We start from the raw sequence: 19,555 nt of genomic DNA, 5'->3' as shown, positions 1-19,555 counted from the left end.
GCCTCGCCTGCGGGCATAAAGAGTCGTTCGACGTAGCGTTAGCGGTTATATCGGCTGCTGACGGTCGCACTTGAATGAGGCGAGGCAGGCGTTCGATGCGCGGCATGGCCGCGCATCTGACAGGATCGTTACTTTACGCGCTGGCCGGGCTCCGCGCCGCTATCGGGCGACAGCAGATAGATGCCCTCGTCGCTGCCGGCGGCCAGCACCATGCCCTCGGAGACGCCGAAACGCATCTTGCGCGGCGCCAGGTTGGCCACCATCACCGTCATGCGGCCTTCCAGGGCTTCCGGGGCGTAGGCGGCGCGAATGCCGGCGAACACCGTGCGGGTCTCGCCACCCAGGTCCAGGGTGAGCTTGAGCAGCTTGTCGGCGCCTTCGACATACTCGGCGCTGCCGATCCTGGCGATGCGCAGGTCGACCTTGGCAAAGTCGTCGAAGGCAATCTCCGGGGCGATAGGGTCGTCGGCCAGAGGCCCCTTGGGGGTCTCCTTGAGCTTCTGTTCTTCCACCAGGTCCTCCTTCGACGTCGCGATCATGGCGTCGATCTTGTCGTGCTCCACGCGGGTCATCAGCGGCTTGAACTTGGCGATTTCGTGGTCGAGCAGCACCTTCTGGCGGCTCTCCCAGTCCAGCGTGTCCAGCTTGAGGAACTCCCGGGCGCTTTCCGCCATGCTGGGCACCACCGGCGCCAGGTAGACCATCAGCTGGCGGAACAGGTTGACGCCCACCGAGCAGATGTCCAGCACCTGCTGCTCGCGGCCCTCCTGCTTGGCCAGCACCCACGGCTCGGCGTCGGCGATATAGGTGTTGGCCTCGTCGGCGAGTTCCATCACCTTGCGCATGGCACGGCCGAACTCGCGGGCCTCGAAGTCCTCGGCGATGGCGTCGCCGGCGGCGATGAAGCGGGCGACCATCTCCGGCTCGGCGCAGTGGGCCGAGAGCCTGCCGCCGCCCAGTTTCTTGATAAAGCCGGCGCAGCGGCTGGCGATATTGACCACCTTGCCTACCAGGTCGCTGTTCACCCGCTGGGCGAAATCCTCGAGGTTGAGGTCGAGGTCGTCGACCCGGGAGGTCAGCTTGGCGGCGAAGTAGTAGCGCAGGTACTCGGGGTTGAGATACTCGGCGTAGGTGGACGCCTTGATGAAGGTGCCGCGAGACTTGGACATCTTGGCGCCGTTGACTGTCACGAAGCCGTGGCAGTTCACCGCCGTGGGCGTGCGGAAGTTGGCGCCGTGCAGCATGGCCGGCCAGAACAGCGCATGGAAGTAGACGATATCCTTGCCGATGAAGTGGTAGACCTCGGCGTCGGAGCCTTTTTGCCAGTAGGCGTCGAAGTCCAGCCCTTCGCGTTTGCAGAGGTGCTTGAAGCTGGCGAGATAGCCGATGGGGGCGTCCAGCCAGACGTAGAAGTACTTGCCGGGCGCGTCGGGAATCTCGAAGCCGAAGTAGGGGGCGTCGCGGGAGATGTCCCACTCGTTGAGGCCCGACTCGAACCACTCCATCAGCTTGTTGCGGATCTGCGGCTGGACGTGGTCGTCGCGGATCCAGGCCTCGAGGAAGTCGGCAAAGTCGGGCAGCTTGAAGAAGTAGTGGGTGGAACTGCGTACCTCCGGCGTGGCGCCGGAAATCGCCGACACCGGGTCGATCAGCTCGGCCGGGGTGTAGGTGGCGCTGCAGGCCTCGCAGTTGTCGCCGTACTGGTCGTCGGCGCCGCACTTGGGGCAGGTGCCCTTGATGAAGCGGTCGGCCAGGAACAGCCCCTTGACCGGGTCATACATCTGCTCGATGTCGCGGGTGGCGATATGGCCGGCGTCGCGCAGCCGGGTATAGATCAGCTCGCTGAAGTAGCGGTTCTCGTCGGAATGGGTCGAGTGGTAGTTGTCGAAGGCCACGCCGAAATGCGCGAAATCCTGCTGGTGCTCCCGGGAGACCCGCTCGATCAGCGCCTCGGAGGTGATGCCCTCCTGCTCGGCACGCAGCATGATCGCGGTGCCGTGGGCATCGTCGGCGCAGACGTAATGGCACTCGTGGCCACGGCTCTTCTGGAAGCGCACCCAGATATCCGTCTGGATGTACTCCAGCAGGTGACCCAGGTGGATGGCGCCGTTGGCGTAGGGCAGGGCGCTGGTGACCAGAATCTTGCGCGGGGCGCTGGCGGTATTCGACATGGCGGCAGTGGAATTCCCAAGAAAAATCAGACCCACGATTGTAGCCATCTTCGCTTCGCGCTGCATCCGCTAAGGAAGCGCTGAACAAATTGCCGAGCGAGATGAAGCGCAAGGCGCCCGGAGCACAGGAACCGGAGCATATGGGGTATATGTGAGGATTCCGCGCACCGCGCAACGCAGCGATTCGCTCGCGCAGGCATTTGTGCAGTGTTTCCCTAAGGCAGGGGGGCGGTTTGAAGGCCGCCAGGAAGGCCCTGGCGGGCGAGACGGAGGCGGACTATCCCTGACCGGTGGACCGAGGCCCGCGTTTCACCTCGGCGGTATCCATGGCTTCGATGCTTACCCTGTCACTGGGTGCTTTGCCTTCCGGCGGTGTCCGGAGCTGGTCGGCACGCAGCGTGCTGGGAGCTTCGGGCAGGCAGTGACGGCGGCCGTCGGGTGCCAGGTGGCTGTGCAGCAGTGGCTCCATGCCCTTGAGTACCTGCACCGGCAGGGCGGAGGTGAAACGGAAACGGTCCGACGCGCTGCCCGCCACGAAGGCGGTCAGGGTGCCGAAATGATCCTCGCCAAGATAGAAGACGAAGGTGGCGGTGCGGTTGCGGGCCTGGGAATCGACCACCTGGCCGCTGCGCGTCACCGTCTCGAAGCGGTTGTTGCCGGTGCCGGTCTTTCCCCCCATCGCCAGCGGCTGGCCGTCCTCGAGTTCGTAGCTGCCCTGCAGGCGCCTGGCAGTGCCACCTTCGACCACCTGGGCAAGCGACTGGCGCAGGGTGGCGGCCACCTCCGGTGCCATCACCCGCTCGGCCCGGGCCGTCGCCGGCAGAAAGTGGGTCTCATAGGGCGTGCCCTCGGCGAAGTGCAGGGCATCGATGCGCAGCATCGGCAGCCGGACCCCGTCATTGAGGATGATGCCCATCAGCTCGGCCAGTGCGGCCGGGCGGTCACCGGAACTGCCCACCGCGGTGGCCAGCGACGGGACCAGGTGGTCGAAGGGATAGCCCAGGCGCTGCCAGCGCTGATGGAGGTCCAGGAACGCCTCCACCTCGAGCATGGTGCGGATGCGCAGGTCTCGGGCGCTGCGGTGGCGGGTATTGAACAGCCAGCCGTAGACGTCCTGGCGCTGGTCGCGACTGGCGGCCAGGGCGTCGGCGTAGCCGGCCTCCGGGAAGTCGAGCAGAAAGCCCACCAGCCATAGCTCCAGGGGGTGGACACGCGCGAGATACCCCTGGTCGGAGAGCGTGTGCCGCTGCGGGGCGTAGCGGTCATGGAGCTCCTCGAGGCGGCGTTCGCTGAAGCGCTCACCGGGCAACCGTTCGCTGAGGAAGGCGGCGAACGACGCAAGTTCGGCTTCCGGATAGAGATAGCGGTGCACGCTGGCCAGGCGAGTGGCGCTGGGGTGCAGGCCGTCCAGGAAGGCGGTCAGGCGCTCCTCGCTCGTCTTGCCCTGGTACTTGCGCCAGAAACGCTGCAGGAAGACGCGTCCCTCGCGTTCGGCGAAGCCTTGCAGGTAGCTGAGCCGGCGGGGGTCGTTGTCGTCGTCGAGCAGCCCGCGGCGCTGGACGTCCTGATGGATGCTGTGGTGCACCAGATCACGCAGCAGGCGCACGAAGGGCAGGTTGAGCGACTCGCGCATGGCCTCTTCGAGGGTCGGGTTGCGGCCGTTGTCCTCGCGCCGGAAATTACTGAAGGTGTGCCGCCCGCCGCCGGTGAAGAAGGCCACGTGGGGACTGGCGGAGTAGCGGCGCTGCATGGCGGCCTCGAGCAGGGTATCGAGCGCAATGTCGGGGTCCGCCACCAGCCGATCGATGACCCAGCGGCGCAGGCTGTCCTGGCGGTCCACGTCAAGGCGGCGTAGCGCCTCTGCCGGCTGGCCGATGTACTGGCCGTGGAGCTCGGCGATCACCTCGAGATAGGTGGCCAATACCCGCAGCTTGGCCGTAGAGCCTAGCTCCAGCTTGCTGCCGGCGTTGATATCGAAGGGCTGATCGGTGCTGTCGGTTTGCACGCGGACCCGGAAGCCGTCCTCCCCACGCTCGAGCAGGGTAAAGCTGTAGTGCACCTCGGCGGTGGTGTCCGGTGTCAGCAGACGCTCACCTAGTAGCCCGATTTCGGCGGCCACGTCCGGGTCGGCCAGGTCGCGCAGGTAGCGTGTCACCTCGCGTTGCAGGTCGCTGTGCAGGGTGGTGCGCGCGGTCAGGTCGAGCCGGTCCAACTCGTAGTGGCTGACACCGAGCAGCCCCGCGATCTGCCCGCGTGCCACCCGCAGTCCCTTGTCGCTGTCGACCCGGAGGCGCACCGGCGCCGCGGCGAAGTCGCGAAACTCCAGGCGCTGTGCCAGGGCGGCATCGCGCAGCGCTGCGTCGATGATGCCCGCTTCGCCCAGCAGGCGCAGATAGCTGTCGGTAAGCCGCTCGAGCGCCTGGCGGCCGCCGTTGAGATACCAGGAGGGGCGGCGCTGGGCGATCATCAGCGCCAGCACCTGGCGCAGGGCCAGGCCCTGCTGTTCGCGGTTGGCCGCAACGTTGAAGTCCGGCACCAGCAGGCGGTTGATGGCGTCGAAGTCAGCGCCGAACCAGATCCAGAGGCCGTCGCCGATGCCGTGGACCTCCCCGTAGCCGGGCGCGGCGGCCAATGGCACCGTGTTGAGGTACTCCAGGGCCACGTCCTGTCGGGCCGTCAGGGTCTGAGGGCCATGGCGATAGCCGCGCACGCTGGCCGAGACCATCTGGCGGAATTTCTCTCTGGGAGAGTCGGTCAGGCCCCGCGGCGAGTGGCGATACTTCTCGATCTGCGTGGCCAGGGTGCTGCCGCCGGCGGCCTGACCGGGCAGGTCAAGCGCGCGCCCCACCTGGGAGAAGGCGGCTCGGGCGAAGCGCGGCCAGTCCACCGCGGGGTTGGCGTTGGGGGTGGAGGCGTCGAGCAACTCCCGGTTCTCGATGAACAGCAGGGTCTGCAGCACCAGCGGGGGAACCGCATCGAAGTGTGGGTAGTGGCGCTGGGGGTGGCGGAACGCGTAGAGCCGCTCTCCGCGACACTCCTCCAGGGTCAGGCCGGCACGGGACTTCTCCGTGAAGGGGGGATAGAACCCCCGGCGGCGGTAATCCATCAGGCTCGGCGAGAACCGCACCTGCTGGTCGACTGAGAAGTGGCGGGCGGCGAGTCGCTGGGTGAAATCGGGCAGGCGGGTGTAGCCCAGCCGCGTGTTGAAAGGTCCATGCTCGGGAAAGGCGATACGCTCGCTAGGCCCGGGGAGCAGGGTGTAGGTCAGGCTCTGGGCGTAGCGTGAGAGCTCCTGGGACTGGAAGTGCGAGGTACGCGCCTCGGCGACCAGCAGTGTGGCCAAGGGGATGGCCAGCAGCAGAAGCAGGGCCAACAGCCAGATGCCGAAGCGTCGCCGACGGGGGGGGCTGGCCTCCCGCAGCGGCAATAGCTCGGCGTCTTCCGGCCAGCCCCTGTCGGGCGACAGTGGGCGTTGGCAGGGGCTCGTAGGTGATGACGGCTGTGCTCCGTCCATCGGCGACTCCACGCCACTGGGAGCCTGGCTCTGCGTTGTGTCCGACAGGCTCCCGAGTTACAGAAGGTTTCTGTTTGTAGCGTAGCTCGATCTGAGCCCGTGGGGGGGAGTTCGCCGTCAAGGTTTTGTGGAAGCGGCCTCGCGGTAGACGCCGAAGTGGGTGAGTCCTCTGTCGGCAAGGTGCAGCGCCTGCAGCCGACTCATCACCCCCTGTTCGCAGTAGAGCAGGTAGTGGCGGTCATCGGGCAGGCTGTCGGCGCGTGACTGAAGCTCATAGAAGGGGATCGTCAGCGGCTCCACCGGCAGCGACAGCGGAGCGGCCTCGCGCTCATCCGGCGCACGAATGTCGATCACACTGAGCCCGGGCTCCTGCGTCAGCGTATTGGGGCTTTGCACAATGCGCACCTCCGCAGGGGGGCGGAGATCCTCCATCAGACGGTCGGAGCGTGTCATGCGGGCCTGCTGTACGGCCTGATCCAGCACCGTGAAGTCGAAGTCCTGTTCGGCCTCGAGGACCTTGGCGCGAGGCGCCTTGATATTGGGACGGCGCGAAATGGCACCGCAGACCTCGGGCATCACCTCGGCGAAGCGCGCCGTGCCGATCCGGCGGGCCGTGTCGATGATATCCTGCTTGTCCTCGGCAATCAGCGGGCGAAGGATGGGCAGGTCGCTCGCCTCGTCCATGAGGGCGAGATTGGTGAGGCTCTGGCTGGATACCTGTGCCACCGCGTCGCCGGTCACTAGCATCGGGATGCGTGCCCGGTTTGCCACCCGGCTGGCCGCCCGCATCATCATGCGCTTGAGCACCACGCCGATCAGACCGTCGGGTATGCTGCGCTGCATTTCCGCCACCACCTCCTCGAAGGGGATGGAGATGAACTTGACCCGGTGGGAGAGGCTATAGTCCCGCCACAGCTGATGGGCGACCTCCCGCACGGCCGGTTCATGGGCCGAGCCGCCCAGGCTGAAGAACAGGAAATGGGTCTTGATGCCGCGGCGGATCATCTTCCAGGCGGCCACCGGTGAGTCATAGCCACCGGAGATCAGCGCCAGTGCCTGGCCCTGCACCCCCAGGGGATAGCCCCCAAGGCCGCCCCAGCGCTGGCGTACCAGGCGCAGGCGGTTGGCATCCACTTCAACACGGAGATCGACGTCCGGGTGCTTGAGGTTGACGCGGGCCGTCGGCTCGGCATCCAGCAGCGCCCGCCCCAGATAGCGCTCCAGGTCCTCTGAGCTGAAGTCGTGCTGGCCGCGCCGCTTGACGCTGACCCGGAAGCAGCGGCCGGCAAGGGCGGCCTGCCAGACCTCCACCAGCCGGCGTGCGGTGTCATCGAAGGAGGTGAAGGCAACCTCCTCGACGACTTGTATTTCATGGATGCCAGGGATGCGTGCCAGCGCCGTCTCCACATCACGACACCAGTGTGGATCGGCGTCTTGCGCCACGCTGACCCTGAGGGCGTCCCAGCCACCCTGAACCCTGATGCCGTCGCCAAAAGGGCGCAGGGCGTTGCGGACGTTGCTGACAAGGCAGCGGGTCATCTGCCGCCGTACGGAGGGCGACTTGATGGTGATCTCGGGGAACAGCTTCAACAGATAGTACATCGCTAACCGCTTGTGAAAGATTTGTAAAAACAATTGGTTGGCATTATACCAGAGCCGGGCGCCGCGTGAGAGCGTGCAGCCGGCAACGCATGAGCCCGGCATAGGCCGGGCTCATGCGTGGAAACTCTTGAAGATGGCGGACGGTGCTTAGTAGAGCGCCTGCTCCTCGCTGACCACTTCCTTGAGCAGTTCGAGGAACAGCTTGTCGGCTTCCGAGTGCTCCGACGGATCCTCGGGAATATGCACGCTGGTGGTCTCGGAGATTTCGTTGGCGATACGTGCCATCAGGTCCTTCTGGCTGTCTTCACCGAGGTGGCGTCGCGTGACTTCCAGGGACTGCTCGAGAATCCTGGGGTCCTGTAGCAGTTTCTTGATGAAGCCGCGCAGCTCGTTGATCACGCGTGTCTTCTGGATTTCCGAAGCGGACATGGCGGTCTCCTTATGATGATGGGCCCTGTCTGGCAATGAGCTGACGATAGCACGTTTGCTGCCGGCCGGGAGAGAGGCAGTCAGGCGTGAGCCGCGAGAGCAAGCGAGAGTGGCGTGAGGCCCGGTGGGACGTCTTGTAAGTCATGGCCTACATGGCTTGTCGCGAATGACGTCGTGTGATCGGGCGTGTCAGCCTTGGACAAACGGACAACATGGGTTACGCTTGCTTACAAAGTAGACGCTTTCAGCATAAAGTATGTTTGCGTTCATGCGGGCTAGACTGGCTGAACTAGCCATGAGGTCGGCATGAGCGGATTTCGAAAGGGAATTGGGAAAGGATGCACCGCCCTGGCACGCCTGGGTGTGGCCCGTAACAACGCGAAGAGCCTCCATCCATTGCCCGATCGAGTTAGCCCTCTCCGGCTGCTTGGTCCACGACACGCATAAAGGGAACCTCTATGAACCATCTGTCTAACCTCACTCGCGCCCGCCGTTATGCCAAGGCCGTCGTGGTGGGCTCTTCCCTGACGCTGCTGCCTATCGCCGCTGCCGTGGCGCAGACCCTGCCACCCGGTATGGCCATTCCCGGTTCTACCGACATCCAGGAGGTGGTTCGCCAGGCCTTGGCGACCAACCCGGAAGTGCAGGCCGCCTGGAGTGGATTGCGTGCCGCCGGTCACGATGTGGGCGTGGCCCGTGGAAATTACCTGCCCAGCCTCGATGTGGCCGCGGGGGTTGGTCGGGAATATCGCGAGGGCGACGGCCGTGGCAGTTACGAGACGAGCTTTGCCGAGCTCACCCTCAGTCAGATGATCTATGACGGCTTCGCCACGCGCAGCGAGGTCGAGCGTCTCGATCGTGCCAAGTTGGTGCGCTACTACGAACTGCTGGGCGCCAGTGAGAGCGTGGCCCTGGAAGCGGCACGGGCCTATCTGGATGTCAGTCGCTATCGGGATCTGGTACGGCTCGCCCAGGAAAACTATGTCGAACACGAACGGGTATTCGACCAAATCGAGGAGCGGGTACGCAGCGGGGCTGGCCGCGGGGTGGACCTACAGCAGATCAGTGGCCGCCTGGCCCTGGCCGAGTCCAACCTGATGACCGAGGCGTCCAATCTGCATGATGTGACGTCTCGCTACCAGCGCATAGTCGGGCAGCTGCCTGCCGAGAATCTGGCGCCCACGCCCGAGCTTGACGACCGGCTCCCACCTTCGGTGGCCGAGGCCGTGGACATGGCCTTCCAGGGCAACCCGGAATTCCATGCCGCCATCGAGAACATCGAAGCGACCCGTGCGGAGCAGGATGGAAGTCGTGCCGCATTCCAGCCTCGGCTGGATCTGAGAGGCCGTACCGGCACTTATGACAGTAACGACGGCAACTTCGACCCGCTGGGCCGCCGTGACCGGCATAGCATTGAGCTGGTGGCCAGCATGAATCTCTATCGCGGCGGTAGCGATCTGGCCTCTTTTCGGGCCGCCAGCGACCGCCTGGAGCAGGCCGTGAATCAGCGTGAACAGGCCTGCCATAATATTCGGCAGACTACCCAGATCGCCTACAATGATACTAGGCGTCTGCGTGAGCAGGTGCAGTATCTGAATGATCACCGCCAGTCTATCGACCGAGTGCGGGGAGCCTATCAGCAGCAGTTCGATATCGGCGAACGTACGCTGTTGGATGTGCTGGATAGTGAAAACGAATATTTCGAAGCGAGCCGCGCCTACGTTAATGCGGAGTATGACATTGCGCTGGCCGATGCGCGGACCCTAGCGGCCATGGGGCAGCTGATGCAGACCCTTGGTGTGATGCGTGATGACATGCCCACCCTGGCAGAGCTCGGCAGTGATGGCGTGGAAATCAATCCCGAGGTGATCTGCCCTGTCGAGGGGCCGGCAGGCTTCACGCTGCAGGATCTCATCGGTGGGGTCAGCGCGCCGGCACCCACGCGCGCGCCCGACGTGACCCTGTCGGCGGATGCGCTCTTTGCGATCAACAGTGCCGAGCTGAGTGACGACGCACGCGGTGAGCTCGATGCCCTGGTCGCGCAGATCGGTAATATCGATAACCTGCAGCGTATTTTCATCGCTGGCCATGCGGATATTACCGGCACAGACGCTATCAATGATCCACTTTCCCAGCGGCGCGCCGACAGTGTGGCGAGCTACCTGGTATCCCAGGGAGTGGATGCTGGGCTTATTGAGACCCGTGGCTACGGATCACGTCGCCCGGTGGCCAGTAACGAGACGGTAGAAGGGCGGCGCCAGAATCGTCGCGTTGAAGTCACCCTGGAACGCAATGGTGAAATGCCGGATATGACTTTCAAGCCGCCCGTTTTCGATGCCGCCGGACACAGCTCACAGCCTGCGAGTACAGGGCAAGATGTTTCTCAAACCCTGAGCCTGTCGAGCGAACTCGATACCCGTGAGACTGAGCGTCCAGACATGAGCCGTGGCCAGCAGGCTGGGCCGCAGGAAGCATCGTCTACCCCAGTGGCGGGTTCCTATCTGCAGGTGATGGCGCTGCGTGATGGTGAGCAAGCCTCGCTGCTCAAGGAGGAGCTTGCAGCCTCAACCGCCTATCCGGTGAGTCTGGTCACGGGCGGGAATCTTCACCGGGTCCGGCTGGGGCCGGTCGATCCTGACATTATTGCAGATCTCCAGCGTGAGATGGAGAACAGGGGGTATCCCGGTGCTTATGTCGTGAATGGCTAATGTTGTGAATGCTATAGGTAGGCCAGCCTGCGCTGACTGGGGCATCAACATTGAATTGACATGTGTTTCCCGCCCAGGCGTACCCTTGGGCGGGAAGTTGGTATGAGGTGCCTGTGGCGCAATACGAACAGTTAGAAACACCGGCCAGTCGAACGGCGGTGCGAGATGAGCTTCTCGAGTGCCTGCAAGTTGTCGCTCAAGTGCATGGGCATCTTTTTGCGGCCGAGGCGCTGACGGCCGGGCTGCCGCTCCACGAGGGATGTCTGACCCCGGGAATCTTTTCCCGAGCGGCCGCACGTGCCGGCATGACGTCGCGAATCGTCAAAAGCCGGCTTGCCCAACTCAACCCCGAGCTGTTTCCGGTGATTCTGCTGCTCGAGCCAGGTCGCGCCTGTGTGCTGATGGGGCTCGATCTAAAGTCGCGGCGCGCGCGCGTGGTGTTTCCCGAGCTGGGCGAGGCCGAAACGGAAGTCGCCCTTGATGGGCTGCAGAGCAGCTATAGCGGCCAGGCGATCTATGTACGGCCGCGTTTCCACTTCGATGCCCGCGGGCCTGAGGTGAAGAAACAGCGATCACGGCACTGGTTCTGGGGGGTGATACGCGAGAATCGTAAGCTCTATCGCGATGTCATCGCCGGTTCGGTGATGATCAACCTCTTCGCCGTGGCAATGCCGCTGTTTGTGCTCAACGTCTACGACCGCGTAGTGCCTAACCACGCCACCGAGACGCTCTGGGTGTTATCGGTAGGTATCTTCGTAGTCCTTTGCTTCGATCTGGCCTTGCGATTGATGCGCAATGCCTTTGTCGACCTAGCGGCCAGCCGGGCAGACGTCAAGCTATCGTCGTCGATCATGGCACGAGTTCTGGGACTGCGCATGGAGGCCAAGCCAGCCTCCACCGGCTCCTTCGCTGCAACACTGCAGTCCTTTGAATCGGTACGCGCCTTCATCGGCTCGGCCACCGTCGTGGCCCTGGTCGACCTGCCGTTCGTGTTGATGTTTGCCGCGATCATTGCACTGATTGGCCCACCATTAGTGATCCCGGTGCTTGTGGGGATTCTTTTCGTACTGCTCTATGCACTAGCTGCCCAAGGTAAGTTGCACGAACTCTCCGAGACTACCTGGCGGGTCAGTGCCCAGCGCAATGCCACCCTGGTGGAGGCGGTCTCTCAACTCGAGACGGTGAAGGCACTTCGTGCCGAGAGTCGGATCCAAGGCTTTTGGGAGAAGGCGTCGGCCTTCCTGTCACGTACGGCAGCCCAGTTGCGGCTTGTTAGTTCTTCGGTCTCCAGCGTGGCGCTATGGGCTCAGCACAGCGTAGCGGTGTGCGTCATCATCATCGGTGTTTACCAGATCATGGAGGGCAATCTCACCCAGGGCGGGCTGATCGCCGCCTATCTGCTCTCATCGCGAGCGATGGCGCCGGTCAGCCAGGCGGCTTCCCTGTTGGCTCAGTACCACCAGTCCTCCACTGCACTTCAGTCGCTCAACGATGTCATGCAGAGGCCGGTGGAGCGCCCCGAAGGGAAAGTGTTTGTCAGCCGCCCGGCGATCCGCGGTGAGATCCAGTTCGACAAGGTGACGCTTCGCTATCCCGAGGAGGAGCGGGAGGCGCTGCGCGATGTGTCGCTCAAGATAGAGGCTGGAGAGAAGGTGGCGCTACTGGGTCGTGTCGGCTGTGGCAAGACCACGCTGCAGAAACTGATCTTGGGGCTTTATCAGCCCACTGCCGGAGCAGTGATGATCGATGGCGTCGACTTGCGCCAGTTCGACCCCCTCCAGCTACGACGTCAGATCGGCTATGTGCCTCAGGATGTCAGTCTGTTCTTCGGCACTCTGCGCGAGAACATCGTGGCCGGTGGCGGCAGCGAGGGGATTGATGACGAGGCACTATTGCGCGCCATCAAGCTCAGCGGCCTGGAAAGCCTGGTCAATGCTCACCCTCAGGGGGTTGACCTTCAGGTGGGTGAGCGCGGCCAAGCACTTTCCGGTGGCCAGCGCCAGTCGGTGGCCATCGCTCGGGCCCTGGTCAATGACCCTCAGGTGCTGCTGCTTGATGAGCCGAGCAGCTCCATGGACCACGCAAGCGAGGAGGCCTTCAAGACCAATCTCGAGGAGTACGCCCGTCCCAAGACCATGATCGTCGTCACCCATCGGACCTCGTTGCTCTCCCTGGTGGATCGCATCGTCGTGATCGACGGAGGCAAGGTGGTGGCCGATGGTCCGCGTGATAAAGTGGTGGAGGCCCTGCGCAAGGGCCAGATAGGGAGGGCCCGCTAATGAGCGTCAATGATACCCGCAGCGCTGAACAGCGCGGCTTCGAGGCGATTGGTCGCTTTTCCCAAACAGGGGGCAAGCCCTTCCGGCCCTTCATGGACCGACTCTTCTCTCGCCGTGTCACCGCCGCCCACCTCAACCGCGACTGGGCAAGCGATGCCGACTGGGCACGCATGCAGCAAGATCCAATCCGCGCTCGTGCCTTCCTCTACGTCGTGCTGTTAACGGTGGTCGCGCTGCTGGTCTGGTCATACTTTGCCGCCATTGATGAGGTGACTCGCGGAAGCGGCCGGGTGATTCCCTCCAGCCAATTACAGCGCGTGCAGACCTACGACGGTGGCGTGGTACAAGAAATCCTGGTGCGTGAAGGTCAGATGGTGGAGGCGGGCCAGGTGCTGATGCGTATCGACCCCACCCGATTTGTTGCCACCTTTCGTGAAAATCGAGCACAGGCGCTGGCGCTGAAGGCGCGCGCCGAGCGACTGCGGGCATTGATCACCGATACCCCGTTTGACCCCGATGAGGATCTACGCGCTGAAGCGCCGCATATCGTGGCCCAGGAGCGCGAGGTCTATGAAAGTCGTCGGGAGGAGCTGCGCGAGCAGGAACAGGTACTGCGTGATCGTATCCGCCAGCGCGAAGAAGAGCTTAACGAGGCAATCGCGAGACGTGATACTGCCCAGCGGGAGGCCAATATGGCCAGCCGTGAGCTCAACCTGACGCGCCCAATGCTGCAGTCCGGGGCGGTTTCCGAAGTGGACGTGCTGCGACTCGAACGCGAGGTGTCTCGGGCCACGGGGGAGCGTGACCAGGCGGCGGCATCCATGGCCAGGCTGCAGGCAGCGGTGGAGGAAGCCCGCAACCAGCTTAGCGAGCTCGGCGTGGAGCGGCGCAGCGACTGGCGCAACGATCTGGCTCAGACTTTGGGTGATCTCAATGCCTTGGATGAATCCAGTGCTGGCCTTGCCGATCGCGTGCGGCTGGCCGAGATACGCTCTCCAGTGGATGGAGTAGTGCAGCGGCTCAATATCAACACTATCGGTGGGGTGGCCCAGCAGGGTCAGGAAGTCGTTGAGATCGTACCCAGTGATGATCAACTGTTGGTTGAGGCGAGAATCGCGCCGCAGGACATTGCCTTCCTGCGCCCCGGTCAGCCGGCGACCATCAAGCTGACGGCCTATGATTTTGCCGTCTATGGCGGGCTGCAGGCGGAACTTGATCACATCAGTGCCGATACGATCACGGACGATGATGGCAATACCTTTTATCTGGTGCGTGTCCGCAGTATCGAAGGAGAGGAAGTGGACAGCGAACTCGCGGTGATCCCCGGCATGACCGCTCAGGTGGACATCATGACCGGCAAGCGCACTGTGATGCAGTTCATGCTGAAGCCCGTGTTGCGGGCCTGGAGTGACTCAATGGGAGAACGATGATGGCGGTCTACTTCATCAGTCAGGGACGAGATGAGATACCTCGTTGGCGCGAGGCTTTTCGTGACGCGGCATGGATTGGCCCGCAAGACGCACATCTACGCGTTGGCGCCGGAGACTTGGTGTGGGTCGTGAGTAATCTGCCGGGGTGGCCCGCGGTGGTCGCCTCTCTCTCAGGTGTCGGTGCGCACCTGGCCGTGCTCAGCTACCGTCCTCAGGCCGCCGAGGCGTTCCAAGCGCTGGAGGTCGGCGCCCGCGGCTATACCCATGCACTCTCTCCCCCTGAACTTCTGCGCCAGGTCCAGGTGGTGATCAGCCATCAGGGCATATGGGTGCCTGCCGAGCTCATGTCTCGCGTCGTCGGCGGTGCTTTCCGTGCCCTTGGCGGAAGTGAGCAGGTACAGATAGATGAACTACAGGGGCTGACCGAGCGTGAGAGGGCTGTCGCTCTGGCGGTGCTCGAGGGACAGACCAACAAGGAAGTGGCGCGCAGCCTGGGGATCACCGAGCGTACCGTGAAGGCCCATCTCGGCGCGGTGTTTAATAAGCTTGGCGTCCGCAACCGCATGCAGCTTGTGCTGCGGCTCTCACAGCAGCATGCGGCGGTAACGGATCCAGGCCACTGATTCGTTCCTACAGCCACCGGTACAGTGGCCTGTACGATCAGAGTCGCCATGATTCTGCTATCGGGCAGGCTACTGACTGCCCATAACGCGGTCCTGACCTGCGCCAATGTCCGGAAGATCATCCACTTGTGGCGGCGGCTCTGTCCGGTCGACCCGTATTGGCTGTTGCTTGACGCGAATCAGCCACGCCTCTGACCTGACCATCGGTCCAATACTTTTTCCCTTTCCCAGCGACTAGGTTGAATGTATCAATCTGCGTTGACTTGTCACGCCTTCAAGAAATCAAGAGCATCAAGCAGGGAGTCCTACCATGACCATCGCCACCGTCATTGCCATCACCGGCCAAGCCTGGGCGCGAGACGCCGACGGCAACCTCCGTGAACTTCGCGTGGGTGACACCCTGCAGGAGGGTGAGGTTCTCGTCACTTCGGACAACGCCAGGGTACAGCTGGATTTTGGTGACGGCCTTGACCCGACCATGATCGCGGGCGATCAGCAGATATTGATGACGCCGGAGCTGGATGCTAGCGAGCCGGCGGAAGCCTTCGACTTCAGTGCCCAGGATGAAGACCTCGACGCACTCCTTGCGGCGATTGATGAAGGCGAAGGCGATCTGCTCGAGCTGCTGGATGCCACTGCTGCCGGTGCAGGCCCGGGTGGTGGAGCTGACGGCGGTCACAGTTTTGTGATGCTGGGGCGTATTGCAGAAGACGTTGATCCGCTTGCCTTTGAGTTCGGCATGGGAGAGCTGGAGGGCATTTCTGGTCCGGAGGACGAGCCACTGCTTGCTCTGGAAGAGGATGAGCCGGATGAACCCAGTGTCGTGGTGACAGCCGCCGAGGGACTGCTCTTTCTTGCGGGCGATGGTCTGAATGAAGTGGGCCAGCAGGTGGCCACGGCGGTGGGCACCGACCCGCTGGGCGAAGGGCTCACCTATGCGATTGATCCGGACAGTGAAGGCGCCGACTTCTACGCCATCGATCAGGAGGGCAACGTCACGCTGACCGAGGCGGGGGCCGAGCATGCCAACGCCGGCAACGACCTGCCGCCGGTGGAGGTCACGGTCACCGACGGTGCCGATCGCACGGCCAGTGATGACGCGGCGCTACCCGAGACCATTGCCGGTCCGAGCGTGGTGGTCGAGGCGGCCGACGAGCTGCAGTTCCTGGAGGGTGAGGACCAGAACGAGGTAGGCCAGCAGGTGGCCACGGCGGTGGGCAGCGACCCGCTGGGCGAAGGGCTCACCTATGCGATTGATCCGGACAGTGAAGGCGCCGACTTCTACGCCATCGATCAGGAGGGCAACGTCACGCTGACCGAGGCGGGGGCCGAGCATGCCAACGCCGGCAACGACCTGCCGCCGGTGGAGGTCATGGTCACCGACGGTGCCGATCGCACGGCCAGTGACGACGCGGCGCTACCCGAGACCATTGCCGGTCCGAGCATCGAGGTCACGGCGTCCGATGACCTACTTGAAGGCAATGCCGAAGAAGGTGACGAAGTCGGCACCATTACCGACAGCAGCGACCCGCTGGGTGAGGGACTCACTTTTGCTATCACCGACGGCAGCGACCCAGATGGCTTCTTCGCTATTGATGAAACCAGCGGCACGGTGACGCTGACTCAGGCCGGTGCGGGTCACGTCAACGAGGGTGGCGAACTGCCGACCATTGACGTCACCGCCATTGACGGCGCCGGCCGTCCGGCCATTGACACCGCCGAGATCGGGACCGTGGGGGCACCCGAGATCATTGGTCTCGGAGATGTTGATATTACGGTGGATGAGGCGAACCTTCCCCAGGGTACCAATCCTGATTCGGCGGCTTTGACTCAGTTGGGTTCATTCACCATTATCGCTGCGTCGGGTGTGGCCAGTCTGACCTTTGCGGGTGAGGGCTTCAGTGACACCATCGCGGTGGATGATCTTGTGGGGGCTGAGATCACCACCTCCAAGGGTGTGTTGGAGATCACCGACTTCACCGACAACGGCGATGGCACCTACGCCATGGCCTATAGCTACACCCTGACCGAGGTGGCTGATCATCCGGAGCAGGGCCGTGACGAACTGGAGAAGGACGACATCACCGTCACCGTGACGGACAACGCCGGCCGCGATGCCAACGATACCCTCGACGTGACCATCGTCGACGACATCCCGGTGGACAACCCCGATGCCACCGCGGAACTGAGCGTCCTGCTCAGTGAAGTCGATGGCAGCTTCGTCAATAGCGATGGCGATCCCGTTGATGCTCCGGTGTCCTCCGGCGAGTTTGCTGCCGACTGGGGCGCCGATGGCCCAGCCGATGACAACGCCATTCAGATCCAGGCCAATGGGGGTGCCCTGCAGAGCTTTGCTGCAGGCGAGAGCGAGCTGACCATCAACGGCACTTACGGTACCTTGGTGGTCACCGACGCGGGTGATGGCAACTTCACCTACACCTACACGCTTAACCCGGAGGCCTTTGAGGACCTACTGGATAGCGATAATCCAGGCGAAACTGTCACCGACGTATTCACCTATGTGTTGACCGATGCTGATGGTGACACCGTACCCACCGACCTGACCTTCACCACCGGTGCTGCCCTCTTCGACTTCGATGGCCCGATCATCTTGGGGCTGACTGGTGACGGTGGGGATGCCACCGTCTATGAAGCCTTCCTGGACGGCGGTACGCAGGAGGGGCCGTCGGGGGCCAGCGTCACGGACAGCGGCAGTTTCACCATCATTGCTCCTGCCGGTGTGGCCAGCCTGGCCTTTGCCGGTGACGGCTTCAGCGCCTCGTTCGATATCGACCAGCTTAACGGGGCATCCGACTCCGATCCGCTGACGCTGGACACCGCCAAGGGCTCGCTCTCGATTACCGGCTTCACTGACAACGGCGACGGTAATTACACCGTGGCCTACAGCTATACCCTCACCGAAGTGGCCGACCACCCGGATCAAGGACGTGATGAACTGGAGAAAGACGCGATCGGCGTCACGGTCACCGATAACGCCGACCAGACTGCCGTTGACACCCTCGACGTGACCATTGTGGATGACATCCCGGTGGACAACGACGACGCCAGTGACACCCTGAGTGTGTCGGTCAGCGAGATCGACCAGAGCTATGTGGATGGCGACGGTGAGCCGGCGGCTGCACCGGAGTCCAGTGGCGCCTTCGATGCCGACTGGGGCGCCGACGGCCCGGCCGACACCAACGCGATTCAGTTCCAGGCCAACGGTGGCGCCCTGCAGGGCTTTGGCGCTGGCGAGACCGAGCTGACCCTTGAGGGCACCTACGGCACCCTGGTGGTCACCGATAACGGCGACGGCAATTTCAGCTACACCTACACACTGAATGACGATGCCGGTGAAGCCCTGCTGGATGCCGAGGCCCCGCAGGACGTCTTCACTTACGTGCTGACCGACGGTGACGGGGATACGGTGCCGACCGACCTGACCTTCACTATTACTGCCGACCTGTTCGAGTTCGACGGTCCCAGCATTGACGGTCTGCTGGACGCAGGAGACGTAACGGTTGACGAGGCGAATCTGGCAAATGGTACGAATCCTGATGAGGATGCGCTGACGCAACCGGGTGTGTTTACAGTAACGGCGGCGGCGGGTGTAGCCAGTCTGACTTTCAGTGGTGGCGGCTTCAGCAATGCGTCGTTCGATATCGACCAGCTCAACGGGGCATCCGAGTCCGATCCTCTGATCCTAGACACTGCCAAGGGCAGCCTGTCGATTACCGGCTTCACCGACAATGGTGATGGCAGCTACACCGTAAACTATAGCTACACCCTCACCGAAGTGGCCGACCACCCGGATCAAGGCCGTGATGAGCTGGAGAAAGATGCCATTAACGTCACGGTGGAAGACCTGGCAGGTCGTGAGGCTAGCGACAACATCAATGTTACGATTCTTGACGATGTGCCGACAGTCGGCGTGGAAGGTGCTACCTCGGCGACGCTGGGCGGTGGCGAGGTCACGGGCACCTGGGAGTCGGAGACCGGCGCGGACGTTGAGGGTGCCAAGGTAGAAGTGCAGGTTGGTACGGAAACGAAGCTGTTGACGGGTAACACGGATGTCGAGTTCGAGACTGACGAGGGGACGCTGACAATCAGCTCTGATGGAACCTGGGCGTTTGTGCCGGGGACCGATCTGGACGCGGCCTCGAGCTTCAGCTTCACCGTGATCAAGACAGACGGTGACGGTGACGTGGTGGAGGCCTCACACAGCATTGATCTGACGACGCCGGATGGACCGACGCTGACCGGTCTTGATGGCGATGCCCTTGAGGTCTTCGAGAAATTCCTGGCGGAGGGCACGGCGGCTGGGGACGGTGATCCCGCTGTCGAGGGCACGTTCACGGTTGGAGCCCCGGCAGGTCTGGACAAGATCCTCGTCGCGGGAGAGGAAATCTCGCTCTCGGCCCTTCAAGGATCGCTGGGTGGCGGTGAGGTGGTGATCACCACGCCGGAAGGCAATACGCTGGAGATCACGGAGTATGACGGTGACGCCAATGGGGGCACGGTGACCTTCGTGTTCACCTTGGCGGAAGCGGTGGAGCACGACCCGGTTCAAGGGCCGAACACATTTGAGAAGCCGGACATCACGGTGGAGGTAGTCGACACTCTGGGTCAGTCGGCAAGCGATGATATCCAGATAGAGGTCATTGACGATGTGCCGACGGTCGGCGTGGAAGGTGCTACCTCGGCGACGCTGGGCGGTGGCGAGGTCACGGGCACCTGGGAGTCGGAGACCGGCGCGGACGTTGAGGGTGCCAAGGTAGAAGTGCAGGTTGGTACGGAAA

Annotated in this window: 9 protein-coding genes; 5 read left to right on the top strand and 4 right to left on the bottom strand. The window is 63.2% G+C overall.

What is annotated here, in order from left to right; translation table 11 throughout:
• Positions 1–128 precede the first annotated feature (128 nt).
• From metG to HOP52_RS00030, 4 genes are all read right to left on the bottom strand, one after another.
• Positions 129–2,171, bottom strand: a complete 2,043-nt coding sequence (metG, locus tag HOP52_RS00045; RefSeq protein WP_238974679.1) for a methionine--tRNA ligase — start codon at positions 2,169–2,171, stop codon at positions 129–131.
• A gap of 277 nt (positions 2,172–2,448) precedes the next feature.
• A complete protein-coding gene (locus HOP52_RS00040) occupies positions 2,449–5,685 on the bottom strand; it encodes a transglycosylase domain-containing protein (RefSeq protein ID WP_238974678.1) in 3,237 nt (1,078 codons plus the stop codon).
• 117 nt (positions 5,686–5,802) lie between these two features.
• Positions 5,803–7,287 carry a tRNA uracil 4-sulfurtransferase ThiI gene (thiI, locus tag HOP52_RS00035; RefSeq protein ID WP_238974677.1) on the bottom strand — a complete coding sequence of 495 codons (1,485 nt, stop codon included), beginning with the start codon at positions 7,285–7,287 and terminating at the stop codon, positions 5,803–5,805.
• Between the two features lie 147 nt (positions 7,288–7,434).
• Positions 7,435–7,716, bottom strand: a complete 282-nt coding sequence (locus HOP52_RS00030) for a hypothetical protein (RefSeq protein ID WP_238974675.1) — start codon at positions 7,714–7,716, stop codon at positions 7,435–7,437.
• 458 nt (positions 7,717–8,174) lie between these two features.
• On the opposite strand from HOP52_RS00030, the gene HOP52_RS00025 reads away from it, so the two are divergent.
• The 5 genes from HOP52_RS00025 to HOP52_RS00005 all read left to right on the top strand — a co-directional run.
• On the top strand, positions 8,175–10,424 hold the full coding sequence (locus tag HOP52_RS00025) for a TolC family outer membrane protein (protein WP_238974673.1): 2,250 nt from the start codon (positions 8,175–8,177) through the stop codon (positions 10,422–10,424).
• Positions 10,425–10,537: 113 nt separating this feature from the next.
• The gene (locus tag HOP52_RS00020) at positions 10,538–12,703 is read left to right on the top strand and encodes a type I secretion system permease/ATPase (RefSeq protein WP_238974671.1); all 2,166 of its coding nucleotides are present in this window, start codon (positions 10,538–10,540) and stop codon (positions 12,701–12,703) included.
• The gene (locus tag HOP52_RS00015; protein ID WP_238974669.1) at positions 12,703–14,133 is read left to right on the top strand and encodes an HlyD family type I secretion periplasmic adaptor subunit; all 1,431 of its coding nucleotides are present in this window, start codon (positions 12,703–12,705) and stop codon (positions 14,131–14,133) included. The genes HOP52_RS00020 and HOP52_RS00015 overlap by 1 nt, the downstream gene beginning before the upstream one ends.
• Entirely contained in the window at positions 14,133–14,756 is a 624-nt protein-coding gene (locus HOP52_RS00010; RefSeq protein ID WP_238974667.1) for a helix-turn-helix transcriptional regulator, read from the top strand. The genes HOP52_RS00015 and HOP52_RS00010 overlap by 1 nt, the downstream gene beginning before the upstream one ends.
• A 310-nt stretch (positions 14,757–15,066) precedes the next feature.
• On the top strand, positions 15,067–19,555 hold a 4,489-nt coding region (locus HOP52_RS00005; protein WP_238974665.1), incomplete at its 3' end, for a retention module-containing protein.

The sequence above is a fragment of the Billgrantia campisalis genome, assembly GCF_022341425.1.
Classification (GTDB): Bacteria; Pseudomonadota; Gammaproteobacteria; order Pseudomonadales; family Halomonadaceae; genus Halomonas; species Halomonas campisalis.
This window is presented reverse-complemented; position numbering and strand designations above follow the sequence as displayed.